Here is a 16,871-nt window from a genome sequence, read left to right as displayed (position 1 = left end):
TGATGGGCCTGAAAAGTTTTCTTGAGAAAATAGAGCACCACTTTGAAGCTGGTGGCAAGCTCGAGAAGTATTATCCGCTGTATGAAGCTGCGGCCACCATTTTTTATACTCAGGGCAAAGTGACTCCGGGGGCTTCTCACGTTCGCGATGCTATCGATCTGAAACGGATGATGATTTTGGTGTGGCTGGCGGTATTCCCGGCGATGTTCTGGGGGATGTACAACGTCGGTGGTCAGGCTATTCCCGCGCTGAACCAACTCTACAGTGGGGGCGAGCTACAACAGATTATTGCCAGTGACTGGCATTACCGGCTGGCGCAACTGTTGGGCGCATCACTGGCACCCGATGCCGGTTGGGTGAGCAAAATGGTGCTCGGGGCGGTGTATTTCCTGCCGATTTATGCCGTGGTATTTATTGTGGGTGGTTTTTGGGAAGTGGTCTTTTCCATTATTCGCAAACATGAAATTAACGAAGGTTTCTTTGTTACCTCGATTCTGTTTTCCCTGATTGTGCCCCCCACATTGCCATTATGGCAGGCGGCGCTGGGGATCTCTTTTGGCGTGGTTATTGGTAAAGAGATCTTCGGCGGAACTGGGCGCAACTTCCTCAACCCTGCTCTGGCTGGGCGCGCCTTCTTATTTTTTGCTTATCCGGCGCAAATATCGGGAGATTTGGTCTGGACTGCGGCCGATGGTTTTTCCGGTGCCACCCCCTTATCGCAGTGGAGTGTTAATGGCAGCCACAGCTTGGTCAATACTATCTCTGGCCAACCCATCACCTGGATGGATGCTTTCCTCGGCAATATCCCCGGCTCAATCGGTGAAGTGTCCACACTGATGATTCTGATTGGCGGGGCCATTATTCTGTTTGGCCGGGTGGCCTCTTGGCGCATTGTGGCTGGCGTCATGATTGGCATGATAGCGACCGCTTACCTGTTTAATTGGGTCGGTTCCACCACCAATCCCTTATTCGCCATGCCATGGTATTGGCATTTGGTGCTCGGCGGCTTTGCTTTCGGCATGATTTTTATGGCGACTGATCCGGTATCGGCTTCCTTTACTAATAAAGGAAAATGGTGGTATGGCGGCTTAATCGGCGCGATGTGTGTGTTGATCCGCGTGGCCAATCCGGCTTATCCAGAGGGAATGATGCTGGCAATCCTGTTTGCCAACCTGTTTGCGCCACTGTTCGACTATGTGGTGGTTCAGGCCAATATCAAGCGGAGGAAAGCCCGTGGCAAATAACAAACCAAGAAATAATGACAGCATTGGCAAAACACTGTTGGTGGTGATTGTGTTGTGCTTGGTGTGCTCAGTCGTGGTTTCAGGCGCGGCGGTGGGCTTAAACGCTAGGCAGCAAGAGCAGCGTCTGTTAGATAAACAGCGCAATATTTTGTCGGTTTCGGGTTTACTGCAACCAAGAATGCCAGCAGAAGAAATACAACAGATATTTGCCCAGCGCATTGAACCACGTCTGGTCGATTTGCAAAGCGGAGAGTTTGTCCAGCAAGATCCGACAACATTTAATCGTGCCGCAGCTCTGCGTGATAATCAAATGAGTATTGCGCTCACGCCAGCCCAGGATGTTGCCAACATTCGTCGCCGTGCGAACATTGTTGAAATCTATCTGGTGCGCAGTGAACAGGGGAAGATTGACAAGATTGTGTTGCCGGTTTATGGCTCTGGTTTGTGGTCAATGATGTATGCCTTTGTTGCTATTGATACTGACGGTACCACGGTGCGTGGTATTACCTACTACGATCAAGGTGAGACACCGGGGCTGGGCGGAGAAATTGAGAATCCAATTTGGCGTAATCAATGGATTGGTCAGCGATTATTTGATGACAAAGGGCAGCCAGCTATTCGTATAGTTAAAGGGCGTGCGCCTGCTAATGACCCTCATGCAATTGATGGTTTGTCGGGTGCGACACTGACCTCCAATGGAGTACAAAATAGCTTTGATTTTTGGCTCGGCGAAAATGGCTTTGGTCCATTCCTGAGAAAAGTGCGCGAAGGGGCGTTAAAAAATGGCTGATAGCAAAGAGATTAAACGGGTTTTACTCGGGCCGTTATTTGATAACAATCCGATTGCGTTGCAAATCCTTGGGGTGTGTTCAGCGCTGGCAGTAACAACTCGATTGGAAACCGCGTTAGTGATGACACTGGCGGTAACCTTGGTGACGGCGTTCTCCAGTTTCTTTATCTCTCTGATTCGTAATCATATTCCCAATAGTGTCCGTATTATTGTGCAAATGGTCATTATTGCTTCGTTAGTCATCGTAGTAGACCAGATCCTGCGTGCTTATGCCTTTGAGATATCCAGGCAACTATCAGTATTTGTTGGTCTGATTATTACCAACTGTATCGTGATGGGCCGTGCAGAAGCTTATGCGATGAAATCCCCGCCGATTGAAAGCTTCATGGATGGTATCGGTAACGGTTTAGGTTATGGCGTGGTGCTGGTGCTGGTGGGGTTTGTCCGCGAGTTGATTGGCTCGGGTAAATTGTTCGGTGTGACGGTCTTGGCAACGGTTCAGAATGGCGGTTGGTATCAACCTAATGGATTGTTCCTGCTGGCGCCTAGCGCATTCTTTATCATTGGTTTGCTGATTTGGGGCCTACGAACCCTGAAGCCTGCGCAGATTGAGAAGGAGTAATTGACGATGGAACACTACATCAGTCTGTTTGTCCGCGCAGTGTTTGTCGAGAATATGGCGTTAGCTTTCTTTTTGGGAATGTGTACTTTCCTCGCCGTTTCCAAGAAAGTCTCGACAGCCTTTGGTCTGGGTATTGCGGTAACCGTGGTATTAGGTATTTCAGTTCCTGCGAACAATCTGGTTTATAACTTGGTGTTACGTGACGGCGCTTTGGTCGAAGGTGTGGATCTGAGTTTCCTAAACTTTATCACCTTTATTGGCGTTATCGCCGCCATTGTGCAGGTGCTGGAAATGATCCTTGATAGGTATTTCCCGGCGTTATACAACGCGTTGGGCATTTTCTTGCCACTGATTACGGTGAACTGCGCCATTTTCGGCGGCGTGTCGTTTATGGCACAACGTGATTATAACTTCCCTGAATCTATTGTTTATGGTTTTGGTTCCGGCATTGGTTGGATGCTCGCCATTGTCGCACTGGCAGGTATTCGCGAAAAAATGAAATATGCCAATGTGCCTGCGGGCTTACAGGGGTTAGGGATCACCTTTATCACCACCGGATTGATGGCCTTAGGGTTTATGTCTTTCTCCGGCGTAAGCTTATAAAGGCAGGAATAATTCATGGAAATAATTCTAGGCGTAGTGATGTTCACCCTTATTATTCTGGCATTGACGGTAATCATTTTATTTGCCAAATCAAAGCTGGTGAATACGGGCGATATCACCATTGATATAAATGAAGACGCGAATAAAAGTTTTACCGCCCCGGCGGGGGACAAGCTACTGAATATGCTGTCCAGTCATGGCATCTTTGTTTCTTCGGCATGTGGTGGCGGTGGCTCTTGTGGGCAGTGCCGGGTGAAGATTAGCGAGGGTGGGGGCGATATTCTGCCCACCGAACTTTCTCATATCTCTAAGCGCGAAGCCAAAGAGGGGTGTCGGCTGGCGTGTCAGGTGAGTGTGAAGCAGAGCTTAAAAATTGAGTTGCCGGAAGAGATTTTTGGGGTGAAAAAATGGGAATGTGAAGTGATCTCTAACGATAATAAAGCCACATTTATCAAAGAGCTAAAACTGAAAATTCCTGATGGTGAAGTGGTGCCATTCCGGGCTGGCGGCTTTATTCAAATTGAGGCCGAACCCCATACCGTGAAATATGCTGATTTCGATGTGCCCGAGGAGTATCGCGGCGACTGGGATAAATTCAATTTGTTCCGGTTTGAGTCGGTGGTGACTGAGCCGACAGTGCGTGCATATTCGATGGCAAACTACCCACAAGAGCTCGGTATTATCATGCTTAATGTGCGGATTGCGACGCCACCGCCCTCATTGCCAGATGCACCGCCAGGCATTATGTCTTCCTATATTTGGTCACTGAAACCGGGTGACAAAGTGGTTATCTCTGGGCCATTTGGGGAGTTTTTTGCCAAAGATACAGATGCTGAAATGGTCTTTATTGGCGGCGGGGCAGGTATGGCGCCGATGCGTTCGCATATCTTTGATCAGCTCAAGCGGCTGCATTCAAAACGCAAAATTAGCTTCTGGTATGGCGCGCGCTCACGGCGTGAAATGTTTTATGAGGAAGATTTTGACCAGTTGCAGGCCGAGAATGATAATTTCCGCTGGTATGTTGCTTTGTCGGATCCACAGCCAGAGGATAATTGGACTGGCTATACCGGCTTCATTCATAACGTATTATTAGAAAATTACCTTAAAAATCACCCGGCACCTGAAGATTGCGAATTCTATATGTGTGGCCCACCGATGATGAATGCCGCAGTGATCAAGATGCTAAAAGACCTTGGGGTAGAAGATGACAACATTATGCTCGATGACTTCGGTGGCTGATTTACCGCGATGCGCGTTTTTACTGTAATTGGGAATATTATGCAAAGATATATAACGCATTGGCTGATGTCTGTGCTGGGGATTTTGCTGCTGACAGGCTGTGGCCCTGAGCAAATCAACCTTGAAGGTAAAACCATGGGGACCTCATACTCAATCAAGTATGTGAGTGACTCATCAACTCCCAGCCCGGAAAAGCTGCAACAGGAAATAGATCGTGAGCTGCAGCAGGTTAATGATCAAATGTCGACTTATCGGCCAAACTCCGAATTGAGTCGTTTTAACCAAAGTCAGCTAGTGGATACGCCCTTTCCTGTGTCATTCGCTACTGCCAAAGTGGTGCGCGAAGCTATTCGGATTAACCGGCTGACGGACGGTGCGCTGGATGTCACTGTTGGGCCTTTGGTTAATTTATGGGGTTTCGGTCCTGAAGGGCGGCCTAATGCGGTGCCTACTGCGGCGGAAATTGATAAGCGGCGGCAATGGGTGGGTATTGATAAACTGGCGGTAGAGAATGGTTCTTTGATTAAACATATTCCAGAGCTATATGTTGATCTTTCAGCTATAGCTAAAGGATATGGAGTCGATGTCGTTGCTGAATATTTGGAGGCGCAGAATATCAATAACTATATGGTTGATATTGGTGGCGAAGTCCGGACGCGCGGCAACAACGGGGAGAATCAACCTTGGCGTATTGCTATCGAAAAGCCGCTGGCTGGGGTAGAACAAAGCGCACAAGAGATTATCGAACCCGGTCGGATGGCTATCGCCACTTCTGGTGACTACCGCAATTACTTTGAACAGAATGGCGTGCGCTATTCGCACACCATTGACCCCGCGACCGGCCGGCCCATAAATCATCGTTTAGTCTCAATCACGGTTTTAGACCCCAGCTGTATGACGGCCGACGGGCTCTCGACGGGGTTAGGGGTGCTGGGCCCTGAGAGAGGGATGGCATTGGCTAATTTACTGGGCATCCCGGTGTTTATGATAGTGAAAACCGATGAAGGCTTTGAGGAGCGCTCTTCTGAGTCATTCAAGCCGTATCTGCAAAAGCGGCCCTGATAGGAGAGAATTATGTTGACGGTTTTTATCGCGTCCTTCGTGTTTTTTCTGTTGGTCATCGCCGGGATGTCGCTGGGTTATATTGTAAAACGTAAAGCCATACAGGGCAGTTGCGGGGGGATTGGGGCGTTGGGGATGGAAAAAGTATGTGATTGCCCCGAACCTTGTGATGCGCGAAAGAAACGATTGGCTAAAGAGGCCGCGCGTCAAAAGGAACGGGATCAGTATCGTATTCTGTAGCCCGCATCTTAAAAGTTCAAAATAGCAATGACACCCCCCAGTTAATAACAAGTTGATTGGGGGGGGTATATATTTTTTAATTAATTATTTTCACTGATTATCTTTTTAAACAAAATGGGAGAATCAACCATAACCCCATCAGCGCCTAATTTTTTTGCTTTCTTATAATCTTCAGGAGTATTAATTCCAAAGAAAATAATATGTGCATTGGTATTTTTACGGAAACAATCAACGGCTTCTTTATCCCAACTTAATACCGCATTAGAGCGCCCTTCCCCTAGCGTATACTTTTCCACAACCTCAACTTTGCGATGTAATTCTAGGCCATACCAGCGCTCTTTATCATCCGTCGGCAATTCGCACTTATGGTCCATCGTGATATTGGCTAATTGAGTTCGGGTCGTGCCGCAGATTTAGTGGTAATGGTTAATTGTCAGATACCATCCGATGATCTTATCGTGCATTTCTTCTGATTTTGAGAAGCAGATAGTCTTGCGGGCTAACCGTTTGAGATGGGTTCGCAAGTTCAGATTATGTCGCTCTATCCTCTGGGTGTATTTCTTGCTGATAACATGACTGGTTGAGGACAATAAAGTGCGGTATACCGGCCAGGCATCGGTCATGTAGAAGGCAATGCTAAACTGGCTCAGCAAAACCAGAAGACGCTTTAATGTCAAAGCATTTCGCGGGCCAAATACATGGGCGATAACGCGCTTTCGGATGCGGTCATAGGCATAAAACAGCCAGCGTTGATTGCCTTTACAGCGGACATATGACCACTGCTCATCGGCTTCACAGCAGATAACCACCTCTGCGCTAGGCTCTACGTTTTGCGCTACCTGGTGCGGCGTAAGTTTTTTAGATGACGCAGAACGGTATTGAGGCTTATCCGTAGAACCCGTGCTGTATCGCGGCATCCGGAGCCGTTCATCGCCATATCAACGATGGCCTGATGGGTTTCGGGTTTAGCTCCGTTGTAGCGATAGCTGAGCTGGAAGGTCTTCAGGCATTGGTTACAGCGATAGAGCTGCGCCCCTGAGCCGGAGTGGCCGTTTCGGATAACCCCATGAGTTTCAGAACAGCGAGGACAAACCACATCAATCTTTGCCATCAATCATCCAAAGGGTAAAGAGTACACCAACACTAAGTTTGCGTCACGACCTGAGTTCGAGTCACATTACGGCTTTCAAAACGTTGTATTTTATGGGCTGAATCGCTGGTTTGGTTTACCTTATCCAGTGCATTCAAATAATTATCATCAGTTGAGTAAACTCGGGTTCGGCTTAGTCGGTTTTTTTCACCTCGGGTGGTCGCATTCAGTGTTTTTTGCAGTGCTTGCGCGAGTGTGGCGGGGGCCGCATCCGGCGATTTAATATCAAGGTAAAACGTTGTTGTTGGGAATGTTTTTAACACTTCATCAAGCGTAGGAATACCAACCTGTGTTTTTGGGGCAGGATGAATATCATGTTGTTGATTATAAGCAAAACTGGCATTCGCTCGGGCGAGTTGCTCGGCGGTATAAGCAGAAACTTTGCCCGACATATCGGTCAATTCTTTGAGGTCGGAAGGGCGATACAGCACCAGTTTATTATCTTTTGATAACTGTAGTGTTATCCAAATGGCATTCGCGCCATTTGCCAAGGCCTTTTTGATGGCGGGGAGGGTATTTTCAGCCGCGTCGGCAGTGCCACCACGGTGAGCAATAATTTGTGGTGCGGGGTGAGGAGTACTTGAATTGACTGAATTAGCATTTGTTAAAAAAGTAGCAGAGAGTAATAAAGTGGCCATTATATAATTTCGCATAATATTTAGTTTCCATCCATTGACTGATAATGAATTTTTCAGGGCGATGTTAATTATATCGCCAATATTCTTCGGTTTTGTCTAATTTAATAGTTTTTTATTAAAAATAAATGACAAAAAGGATAAAAAGACTCATAACAGAATTCAATTCTGCTATTACCTGAATTTGTTGGTCGTGACGCAAACTTAGTGTTGGTGTACTCTTTACCCTTTGGATGATTGATGGCAAAGATTGATGTGGTTTGTCCTCGCTGTTCTGAAACTCATGGGGTTATCCGAAACGGCCACTCCGGCTCAGGGGCGCAGCTCTATCGCTGTAACCAATGCCTGAAGACCTTCCAGCTCAGCTATCGCTACAACGGAGCTAAACCCGAAACCCATCAGGCCATCGTTGATATGGCGATGAACGGCTCCGGATGCCGCGATACAGCACGGGTTCTACGGATAAGCCTCAATACCGTTCTGCGTCATCTAAAAAACTTACGCCGCACCAGGTAGCGCAAAACGTAGAGCCTAGCGCAGAGGTGGTTATCTGCTGTGAAGCCGATGAGCAGTGGTCATATGTCCGCTGTAAAGGCAATCAACGCTGGCTGTTTTATGCCTATGACCGCATCCGAAAGCGCGTTATCGCCCATGTATTTGGCCCGCGAAATGCTTTGACATTAAAGCGTCTTCTGGTTTTGCTGAGCCAGTTTAGCATTGCCTTCTACATGACCGATGCCTGGCCGGTATACCGCACTTTATTGTCCTCAACCAGTCATGTTATCAGCAAGAAATACACCCAGAGGATAGAGCGACATAATCTGAACTTGCGAACCCATCTCAAACGGTTAGCCCGCAAGACTATCTGCTTCTCAAAATCAGAAGAAATGCACGATAAGATCATCGGATGGTATCTGACAATTAACCATTACCACTAAATCTGCGGCACGACCAATTTGTTAGCATATTGATTAGGATGATTATGACTGAAACTGTCGCGATTGAATTTCTTATGTTATTGAGATGAATATCTGATACTAAAATCATATGCAGGGGTAAGGTGGATTGATCATCTATGTCACCAGAAAATTCTGTAAGAATGTTAAAAAACATTAGTTAAGCAAGTAAAAGTTGTATTAGTGTTATGCATGATTTTATTGGGGGGGGCCCCCTAAGTGCTAGGGCTTAAGAAGGAATGTCGTGTGTCGAAATGGCGAGTGGGTGTGATTTTTGGTGGTAAATCGGCCGAACATGAAGTGTCATTGCAGTCGGCAAAGAATATAGTAGAGGCAATTGATAAAGAAAAATTCGATGTGGTGCTGCTCGGTATTGATAAACAGGGGCAATGGCATGTTAATGATGCATCCAATTATTTACTCAATGCCGAGAACCCGGCATTAATTTCCCTGAATCACTCAAACAGAAATGTGGCATTGATTCCAGGTCAGAATCATCAGCAACTTATTGCCGCGGATAATGCTGCGGCTTTGGCTCAATTGGATGTCATCTTCCCGATAGTACACGGGACATTAGGGGAGGATGGTTCCTTGCAGGGCCTGCTGCGCATGGCGAATATTCCGTTTGTCGGCTCTGGTGTCGTGGGTTCTGCGGTCAGTATGGATAAAGACATCACCAAGCGGTTACTGCGCGATGCCGGGCTGAATGTCGCCCCATTTATCACACTGACACGGGCGAATAAAGAGCAATACCGTTTTGAGCAGGTTACGGAAATACTCGGTTTACCTCTCTTTATTAAGCCCGCTAATCAAGGCTCCTCAGTTGGGGTGAGTAAGGTTCATCATGCGGACGAATATGAACAGGCGGTGGCATTAGCATTTGATTTTGACCACAAAGTTTTGGTGGAATCAGCTATTGTTGGGCGCGAGATAGAATGCGCGGTGATGGGGAATGACCATCCGCAAGCCAGTTTGTGTGGCGAGGTCGTCGTCAGTGACGAGTTTTATTCCTATGATACCAAATACATCAGTGAAACCGGTGCTCAGGTCATTATTCCTGCGCAAATCGACGCGGCCGTCAGCGACAATATTCGTGCCGTCGCATTAGCGGCATTTCGAACCCTCGAATGCTGCGGTATGGCGCGGGTTGATGTCTTTTTAACCCCGGATAACACAGTGATTATCAATGAGATAAATACTCTACCTGGGTTTACTAATATCAGCATGTACCCCAAGTTGTGGCGTGCCACTGGGATTGGTTCGACGGAACTTATCACTACACTGATTGAATTAGCTTTAGAGCGCCATCAGCAAGATAAATCATTGAAAAGCTCCATTCTGCAGTAATTCCCACTCCGGCTATGTCATGAAAAAGAGCGGCGATATGTCGCTCTTTGATTGAGATTTTACTATCACACAATCAATTTGACAAATTGTCAGTAATTGACAATAATTCAAAAATGAAGCTAACAGAAGATCAACTCCTATTGCGGGAGAGCAAAAAAATCGTTGAGGCACTGGGCAAAACATTTGCACCCTTGGTGGAATTTGTCTTGCACGACCTCACTCAACCAGAACACGCCATTGCGGCGATATCAAACAACTTATCCGGCCGTGAAGTCGGAGAACCGGCGACTGAATTGGGGCTGAGCCGTATTGCTGACCCCGATTTTCCGGAGGTCATTCTTAATTATCCGAACCAATTTCCAGATGGCCGCCCAGCCAAAAGTACCTCAATTGGCCTGAAAAATAGCCACGGGGAGTTCATCGGCGCACTGTGCCTGAATATGGACATCTCGCTATTTGCCGCGGTCAGTGCCAGTTTGTCGCAACTGACACAAACCACCGCCGCAGATGTTCAGGAGTCGCTGGCATCACCGCGTCTTGAAATGCTGCGCACGCAACTGGAGCAATTTGCCGCCGCCCACAATACCACCCCGCGCGCGCTGAACCCGGCACAGCGGCGCGAGATTGTCCGCCAATTGGCGCAAGCAGGTTTGATGGATTTGAAAAATGCTCAGACCGTGGTTGCCAATAATCTGGGCGTCGCCCGCTCGACCGTTTATACCTATCTCCCCACTGAAGGAAGCTAAAAATGGCCCCATTAGCAATCAGTTATGACGATATTATTCAAGCACATCAGCGGATTGCGGGTTTTGCGCTGAACACGCCGGTGTTGACCTCATCCACCGCTAACGAGCTGACCGGGGCGCAGTTATTTTTTAAATGCGAAAATTTCCAACATATGGGCGCATTTAAATTTCGGGGAGCCTATAACGCATTAGTGAAGTTATCGCCGGAACAGCAAGCTAAAGGGGTTATTGCTTTTTCGTCGGGAAATCATGCACAAGCGATTGCTTTGTCCGCCCGTAAATTAGGTATTCGCGCCATTATCGTCATGCCGCAAGATGCGCCTGCGGCTAAAATTGCCGCCACCCGGGGTTATGGCGGTGAAGTAGTGCTGTATGACCGCTATCTTGAAGACCGCGAGGCCATTAGCCATAAATTGGCGCAAGATCAGGGGCTAACGTTAATTCCGCCTTATGACCACCCGGATGTTATGGCCGGGCAGGGCACGGCGGCTAAAGAATTATTTGAAGAAGTCGGGGCGCTGGATGTGTTGCTGGTGCCATTAGGCGGCGGGGGATTGTTGTCCGGTTGTGCCACTGCCGCCAAGGCGCTCTACCCAAATTGCCAGGTTATTGGGGGGGAGCCCGCCGCCGGTAATGATGGGCAGCAGAGTTTTCGCAGCGGTAAAATTGTTAAAATTGCGACCCCAGTGACCATTGCCGATGGCGCGCAAACCTCGGCGTTAGGGCACTACACTTTCCCTGTGATTCAGGAGCGAGTTGATAATATTCTGACCGCGACGGATGACCAACTGATCGCGGCGATGCAGTTTTTCACCAGCCGAATGAAAATCGTGGTGGAACCCACCGGTTGCTTAGGGGCGGCGGTGGCGTTTGGCGATCAACTGGATCTGCGCGGCAAGCGGGTCGGCGTGATTATTTCGGGCGGTAATGTCGATTTAGCGCGGCTAGCACAGTTTATTGATAAGTCGTGAAAATGACCGAGCTTGTTTTAATAAATTCAACCTCGGGCCAGCCCCCTGCCGGACATTACAGCCATGCAGTCTGTGCGGGCGGCATGGTCTATCTTTCCGGCCAACTGCCGGTAACGGCGCAGGGCGTTGCTTTATCACGGCAACCTTTTGATTTTCAGGTCAGACAGGTTTTTGCCAATATTGAGGGCATCTTAGCGGACTGCCATTGCAATCTAACCAGCTTGGTTCAGGTGCGTGTTTATCTGTGTGATATTGCACTCTGGCCACAGTTTAATGTGCTGTATGCTGAGTGGTTGGGGCCACACAAACCGGCGCGTTGTGTTGTACCGGTCCCCACGTTACACCACGATTTAGCCTTAGAAATTGAAGCCGTGGCGATGCTGCCTGCTTAGCATTTTGCCATCACACAATGTATTTGCCATCACACAATGTATCTGGTCAGGGCCTAGGATAATCTTGAATTTTCCCCATTTAACTGTATTCTTATACAGTGGTTTGGTTGGGGGATAAACATGCGAAAAATTATTCACGTCGATATGGATTGCTTCTTTGCGGCTGTCGAAATGCGTGACGACCCTAGCTTGCGTGATATTCCTATTGCGATTGGTGGCAGCCGGGACCGGCGTGGCGTGATAAGCACCGCCAATTACCCGGCCCGGCGTTATGGTGTCCGTAGCGCGATGCCCACCGCCATGGCACTTAAACTGTGTCCACAGCTAAAAGTGATCCCGGGGCGAATGGCGGCTTATAAAGAAGCCTCGCTGCATATCCGCGAAATTTTTGCGCGCTATACACCATTAATTGAGCCGCTATCACTGGATGAAGCTTATCTGGATGTATCGGATTGCCAAGCATGCAGCGGTTCCGCCACCTTAATTGCCCAAGAAATCCGCCAATCCATTGCAACTGAACTGAATTTAACCGCCTCTGCGGGCATTGCCCCTATCAAGTTTTTAGCCAAAATAGCCTCTGATTTAAATAAACCCAATGGCCAATATGTCATCACCCCGGAACAAGTGTTGCCCTTCTTGCGTGATTTACCGCTGAGCAAAATCCCCGGCGTGGGCAAAGTGACCGCCAGCAAACTGCAAGAGTTAGGATTGATAACCTGTAGTGATATTCAAAACTATCCACAGGCTGAATTATTAAAGCGCTTTGGTAAGTTTGGCCATGTGCTGTGGGAGCGCAGCCACGGTATTGATGAGCGCGAAGTTTCGCCCGAGAGGTTGCGTAAATCTGTCGGGGTGGAGCGAACACTGGCCGAGGATATTCATGATTGGGATAGTTGTGAGTCATTGATTGAGTCACTTTATATTGAGCTGGAAACCCGGCTACGCAAAGTGCGGCCAGACCTGCATATTGCTCGGCAGGGGGTGAAATTGAAATTCCATGATTTTCAGCAAACCACACAAGAGCATGTTTGGCCCGAGCTAAATAAAGTGGATTTATTGCAAGTCGCGCGCGCCGCATGGGATGAGCGCCGTGCCGGGCGGGGGGTGCGCTTGGTGGGGCTGCATGTTACTTTGCTTGACCCGCAACTCGAGCGACAATTGCTGCTGAGCTGGGAATAGCGCCCAAGGAGATAAAAAATGGCGGGCCAGTCAGACCCACCATTATCATGCAAAAGTCACTAAACTTGCTTATGCGCGCTCAGGAATGGCTTTCAGCAGTGCGGTCAGCAATTGCCAATATTGGCCCACACTTTCGATATGCACCTGTTCATCCGGTGAATGTGGCCCGGTCATGGTTGGCCCAATCGACACCATATCCATTTCTGGGTAAGGTTTTTTGAACAAACCACATTCCAGACCAGCATGGATAACCATGATGTTTGGCGTTTTGTTAAACAGTTTTTGGTAGGTTTCCCGCACGAGAGCCATCACCGGTGAGCTTGGGTCAGGTTGCCAGCCGGGGTAGCCGCCTTTGGGGGTGGTTTCAGCGCCAGCCAACTGACCAATTGCCGTCAGCATGCTCACCACGTAATCTTTGCCGCTGTCTATCAGGGAACGAATCAGGCAAATGATTTCTGCCTCATTCTCATTCATGGTAACCACACCGACATTCAGTGAGGTTTCAACCACACCTTTTACGGCATCACTCATACGAATGACACCGTTTGGTGTGGCATTCAATAAAGCGACCAGGCGCTGTTGCGTCTCTTTTGTCAGCGCTTTGGCATCCGTGGATACCGGCTCCAGCAATACTGTCAGATTTTTTTCGACGGCAGCCAGCTCGTTTTTCAACGTCGCCAGATATTCTTGGCTCAGGTTTTTCAGCTGATCGACTTTATCTGCGGCGATCGCCAAGGTCACCGAACCCTCGCGGGGGATGGCGTTGCGCAGTGTGCCGCCATTCAAATCCAATATCCGTAAATCTAAATCTTTGGCCTGTTCAAACAAGAAACGGGCCAGCAGTTTATTGGCATTCCCTAGCCCTAAATGGATATCAGCCCCTGAGTGGCCGCCTTTTAAACCTTTAAGGGTCAGCTTCAAGGTCTGGTAACCGGCGGGAACCGCTTCTCGTTTTAGTGCTAAAGTTGTTATGAAATCAATGCCACCGGCACAACCCATATAGATTTCACCCTCCTGCTCGGAGTCGGTATTAATCAAAATATCGGCTTTTAACCAGTTAGGTTGCAGACCAAACGCACCGTCCATGCCAGCTTCTTCGGTCATCGTGAGCAGGACTTCCAGCGGGCCGTGCTCGACACGCTCATCAGACAGCACCGCCAAGGCGGAGGCCATACCAATGCCGTTATCTGCACCTAATGTGGTGCCACGCGCTTTAACCCATTCACCATCGATATAAGGTTGAATCGGGTCTTTGGTAAAGTCATGTACCGTATCATTATTCTTCTGCGGAACCATATCGAGATGGGCTTGCAGTGCCACGGGCTTACGGTTTTCCATCCCCTTGGTCGCGGGTTTTCGCAGCAGGATATTACCGACCTGGTCGCGCTCGGCATGCAGGCCTTTTTCCTTGGCCCACGCCATAATATGTTGTGCCAGTGCTTCTTCATGGTAAGACGGATGAGGGATTGAGCAGATTTTGGCGAAAATATCCCACAACGGCTGAGGCGAAAGTTGAGACAGTTCAGACACTGTAAGTCTCCTGTAACAGCATTCTCGTATCGGCAACCTCACCGCGGCGAGGTCAGAGATGCTATTGGGTTGATGACTAAAGATTTTAAGGATGATGACAAACCGCCATCAAGATGGCGAGATAGTTTGAGAATATCACTTTCAGTGGCATTGCGCGCGTATCGCCGCATAATTACTGCCACAGATCTGATTAATTAGCCGGATAATTGCTGGTTTTTATGCGGCTGGCTCTCTATAATCTCGCGCAACCTTTTTTCCCCTTCTGAACCATGGCAAGCCACTTCTATACTGGCTGGGATTACACTTTATGAGCGAAAAATACGTCGTTACCTGGGATATGTTGCAAATTCACGCCCGCAAATTGGCACAGCGTTTACTGCCTGCCGACCAATGGAAAGGCATCATTGCGGTTAGCCGTGGTGGGTTAGTTCCGGCGGGTATTCTGGCGCGTGAGCTGGGTATTCGTTATGTCGACACCGTTTGCATCGCCAGCTATAACCATGATAACCAAGGTGAGCTTAAAGTCCTGAAACGTGCTGAGGGTGATGGTGAAGGGTTTATCGTGATTGATGATTTGGTTGATACTGGCGGCACGGCGAAAGCTATCCGCGCAATGTATCCAAAGGCACATTTTGTTACTGTCTTTGCTAAACCCGCTGGCCGCCCATTGGTTGATGACTATGTGGTTGATATTCCACAAGGTACTTGGATTGAACAGCCATGGGATATGGCGGTAACTTTTGTGGCACCGCTGAGCGGCAAGTAATTTAGCCCGCTATATATGCCCGGTGTCTACCGGGCGTTTCATTTTCCTCGCAGTATGAGTACACTTGTCCCCATCTGACCAGCCCTTAATGGGCTTGAATCACGGCTTATGGAGGCTATTGTTATCATGGCACAAGCCAACCTTTCTGAAATTCTGTTCAAACCAAAATTCAAACATCCTGAAACCTCAACTTTAGTGCGGCATGCCCATTGTAACCATGCGATGAATGTTCACTCAGCACTGGATGGGGATACCACTCAGCATTGGTACCGGATGATCAACCGCTTGATATGGGCATGGCGTGGTGTGGATCCGCTTGAAATTGAAGAGGTATTATCACGAATTGCCTGTTCGAAAGCGGAACACAGCGATAACGAGCTGCTCGACACTGTGGTGGGCTATCGTAATGGTAACTGGATTTATGAATGGGCCAATCAGGGGATGCAGTGGCAGCAAAAAGCCATGGAAGAAGCGGATCCGGTCAATGCTGGCCAGTATTGGCTGAATGCGGCAAATTTATACAGTATTGCGGGTTATCCGCATCTAAAAGGGGATGAGTTAGCCGAGCAAGTCGAGGTGCTGTCTAACCGGGCTTATGAAGCTGCCGCCCAGCATCTGCCTTACACACTCAAAGAACTTAATTTTGCTATTTCAGATGGCGGCACCCTGACTGGGTTCTTGCATATGCCAACCGTCGACAGCGCACCTTTCCCAACCGTGCTGATATGTGGTGGATTGGATACATTGCAAAGTGACTATTATCGCCTGTTCCGCGACTATCTGGCGCCGAAAGGGATGGCGATGTTGACCATCGACATGCCATCGGTTGGGGCATCATCACGCTGGAAATTGACTCAGGACACCAGCTTCCTGCATCAACAAGTGTTGCAGGCATTGCCAAATATTCCGTGGATTGATCACCAACGTGTCAGTGTATTTGGTTTCCGTTTTGGTGCTAATGTGGCGGTGCGACTGGGTTATCTTGAACCTCAGCGTGTGCGCGCAGTGGCATGCCTCGGGCCGATTGTTCATCATCTGCTGTGCAATGCCGATAGTCAGCGCAAAATGCCAGATATGTATATGGATGTGATGGCCAGCCGCCTGGGGATGGCCGATGCGGCGGATGAAATACTCAGAGCTGAAATGAACCGCTACTCATTGAAAATGCAAGGGTTATTGGGCCGGCGCTGTCAAACGCCAATGTTGGCAGGCTTCTGGGAAAATGACCCTTTCAGCCCAAAAGAGGAAGCTAAACTTATCTGCTCTTCTTCTGCTGACGGTAAATTACTGCCCATAGCATCAACCCCGCTGTATGACAATTTCCATCGCGCATTATTGCAAACTAGCCAATGGTTAGAAGATAAAATGCGTTAATGAGTTGCTAATTTTTAACAGTTTG

General features: G+C 48.5%; 17 protein-coding genes and 2 pseudogenes. 15 read left to right on the top strand and 4 right to left on the bottom strand.

Translation table 11 applies throughout. From position 1 onward, the window contains the following. The first annotated feature begins 2 nt into the window (after nucleotides 1-2). The 7 genes from D5F51_RS14175 to nqrM are packed head-to-tail and all read left to right on the top strand — an operon-like array spanning nucleotide 3 to nucleotide 5,800. Nucleotides 3-1,244 carry an NADH:ubiquinone reductase (Na(+)-transporting) subunit B gene (locus D5F51_RS14175; RefSeq protein WP_129197432.1) on the top strand — a complete coding sequence of 414 codons (1,242 nt, stop codon included), beginning with the start codon at nucleotides 3-5 and terminating at the stop codon, nucleotides 1,242-1,244. Then, nucleotides 1,234-2,034: a Na(+)-translocating NADH-quinone reductase subunit C gene (locus tag D5F51_RS14170; protein ID WP_129197430.1), complete on the top strand. Its 801-nt coding sequence runs from the start codon at nucleotides 1,234-1,236 to the stop codon at nucleotides 2,032-2,034. The genes D5F51_RS14175 and D5F51_RS14170 overlap by 11 nt, the downstream gene beginning before the upstream one ends. Beyond that, a complete protein-coding gene (locus tag D5F51_RS14165) occupies nucleotides 2,027-2,656 on the top strand; it encodes an NADH:ubiquinone reductase (Na(+)-transporting) subunit D (protein ID WP_129197428.1) in 630 nt (209 codons plus the stop codon). The genes D5F51_RS14170 and D5F51_RS14165 overlap by 8 nt, the downstream gene beginning before the upstream one ends. A 6-nt stretch (nucleotides 2,657-2,662) precedes the next feature. Next, complete coding sequence (gene nqrE, locus D5F51_RS14160; RefSeq protein ID WP_129197426.1) at nucleotides 2,663-3,259, top strand: NADH:ubiquinone reductase (Na(+)-transporting) subunit E; 597 nt, start codon at nucleotides 2,663-2,665, stop codon at nucleotides 3,257-3,259. Nucleotides 3,260-3,274: 15 nt separating this feature from the next. Then, nucleotides 3,275-4,498: an NADH:ubiquinone reductase (Na(+)-transporting) subunit F gene (gene nqrF, locus D5F51_RS14155; RefSeq protein WP_129197424.1), complete on the top strand. Its 1,224-nt coding sequence runs from the start codon at nucleotides 3,275-3,277 to the stop codon at nucleotides 4,496-4,498. Between the two features lie 39 nt (nucleotides 4,499-4,537). Then, nucleotides 4,538-5,560, top strand: coding sequence for an FAD:protein FMN transferase (locus tag D5F51_RS14150; RefSeq protein WP_129197422.1), 1,023 nt, complete (start codon nucleotides 4,538-4,540; stop codon nucleotides 5,558-5,560). 12 nt (nucleotides 5,561-5,572) lie between these two features. Continuing rightward, nucleotides 5,573-5,800, top strand: a complete 228-nt coding sequence (gene nqrM, locus D5F51_RS14145; RefSeq protein WP_129197420.1) for a (Na+)-NQR maturation NqrM — start codon at nucleotides 5,573-5,575, stop codon at nucleotides 5,798-5,800. Nucleotides 5,801-5,880: 80 nt separating this feature from the next. Here nqrM and D5F51_RS14140 read toward each other — a convergent pair. The 3 genes and pseudogenes from D5F51_RS14140 to D5F51_RS14130 all read right to left on the bottom strand — a co-directional run. Further along, a pseudogene (locus tag D5F51_RS14140) lies at nucleotides 5,881-6,204 on the bottom strand (alpha-hydroxy-acid oxidizing protein); the annotation flags it as partial. A gap of 9 nt (nucleotides 6,205-6,213) precedes the next feature. Continuing rightward, a protein-coding gene (locus tag D5F51_RS14135) for an IS1 family transposase (RefSeq protein ID WP_100273935.1) occupies nucleotides 6,214-6,911 on the bottom strand; the annotation gives its coding sequence in 2 pieces (ribosomal slippage) (nucleotides 6,214-6,653 and nucleotides 6,653-6,911; 699 coding nt in all). Nucleotides 6,912-6,946: 35 nt separating this feature from the next. Next, nucleotides 6,947-7,603, bottom strand: a pseudogene (locus tag D5F51_RS14130) (glycerophosphodiester phosphodiesterase family protein); the annotation flags it as partial. Nucleotides 7,604-7,825: 222 nt separating this feature from the next. On the opposite strand from D5F51_RS14130, the gene D5F51_RS14125 reads away from it, so the two are divergent. The 6 genes from D5F51_RS14125 (at nucleotide 7,826) to dinB (ending at nucleotide 13,176) form a co-directional block, all read left to right on the top strand. Further along, nucleotides 7,826-8,523 (top strand): IS1 family transposase gene (locus D5F51_RS14125; RefSeq protein WP_100273935.1). Its coding sequence is split into 2 segments (ribosomal slippage): nucleotides 7,826-8,084 and nucleotides 8,084-8,523, totalling 699 coding nucleotides; the frame shifts between segments, so codons are not numbered across the junction. A 264-nt stretch (nucleotides 8,524-8,787) separates the two neighbouring features. Continuing rightward, a complete protein-coding gene (gene ddlA / locus D5F51_RS14120; RefSeq protein WP_025377356.1) occupies nucleotides 8,788-9,888 on the top strand; it encodes a D-alanine--D-alanine ligase in 1,101 nt (366 codons plus the stop codon). 113 nt (nucleotides 9,889-10,001) lie between these two features. Continuing rightward, nucleotides 10,002-10,634 (top strand): helix-turn-helix transcriptional regulator, encoded by a 633-nt coding sequence (locus tag D5F51_RS14115; RefSeq protein ID WP_025377357.1) that lies wholly within the window; start codon nucleotides 10,002-10,004, stop codon nucleotides 10,632-10,634. A 2-nt stretch (nucleotides 10,635-10,636) separates the two neighbouring features. Continuing rightward, nucleotides 10,637-11,605 (top strand): threo-3-hydroxy-L-aspartate ammonia-lyase, encoded by a 969-nt coding sequence (locus D5F51_RS14110; RefSeq protein WP_129197416.1) that lies wholly within the window; start codon nucleotides 10,637-10,639, stop codon nucleotides 11,603-11,605. A gap of 2 nt (nucleotides 11,606-11,607) precedes the next feature. Continuing rightward, nucleotides 11,608-11,997, top strand: a complete 390-nt coding sequence (locus tag D5F51_RS14105; RefSeq protein ID WP_129197414.1) for a RidA family protein — start codon at nucleotides 11,608-11,610, stop codon at nucleotides 11,995-11,997. Between the two features lie 120 nt (nucleotides 11,998-12,117). Continuing rightward, nucleotides 12,118-13,176, top strand: a complete 1,059-nt coding sequence (gene dinB / locus D5F51_RS14100) for a DNA polymerase IV (RefSeq protein ID WP_087768959.1) — start codon at nucleotides 12,118-12,120, stop codon at nucleotides 13,174-13,176. 69 nt (nucleotides 13,177-13,245) lie between these two features. Here the strand turns inward: dinB and pepD are convergent, their stop codons facing one another. Continuing rightward, nucleotides 13,246-14,706 carry a beta-Ala-His dipeptidase gene (pepD, locus tag D5F51_RS14095; protein WP_025377361.1) on the bottom strand — a complete coding sequence of 487 codons (1,461 nt, stop codon included), beginning with the start codon at nucleotides 14,704-14,706 and terminating at the stop codon, nucleotides 13,246-13,248. A 307-nt stretch (nucleotides 14,707-15,013) separates the two neighbouring features. Here pepD and gpt point away from each other — a divergent pair, with 307 nt between their 5' ends. Next, nucleotides 15,014-15,472 (top strand): xanthine phosphoribosyltransferase, encoded by a 459-nt coding sequence (gene gpt / locus D5F51_RS14090; RefSeq protein ID WP_025377362.1) that lies wholly within the window; start codon nucleotides 15,014-15,016, stop codon nucleotides 15,470-15,472. Between the two features lie 126 nt (nucleotides 15,473-15,598). Beyond that, nucleotides 15,599-16,846, top strand: a complete 1,248-nt coding sequence (gene frsA / locus D5F51_RS14085) for an esterase FrsA (RefSeq protein ID WP_025377363.1) — start codon at nucleotides 15,599-15,601, stop codon at nucleotides 16,844-16,846. Nucleotides 16,847-16,871: the final 25 nt, after the last annotated feature.

The organism is Yersinia hibernica, assembly GCF_004124235.1.
GTDB lineage: Bacteria > Pseudomonadota > Gammaproteobacteria > Enterobacterales > Enterobacteriaceae > Yersinia > Yersinia hibernica.
The sequence above is the reverse complement of the archived record's forward strand: the minus strand, read 5'-3'. Positions and strand labels throughout refer to the sequence as shown.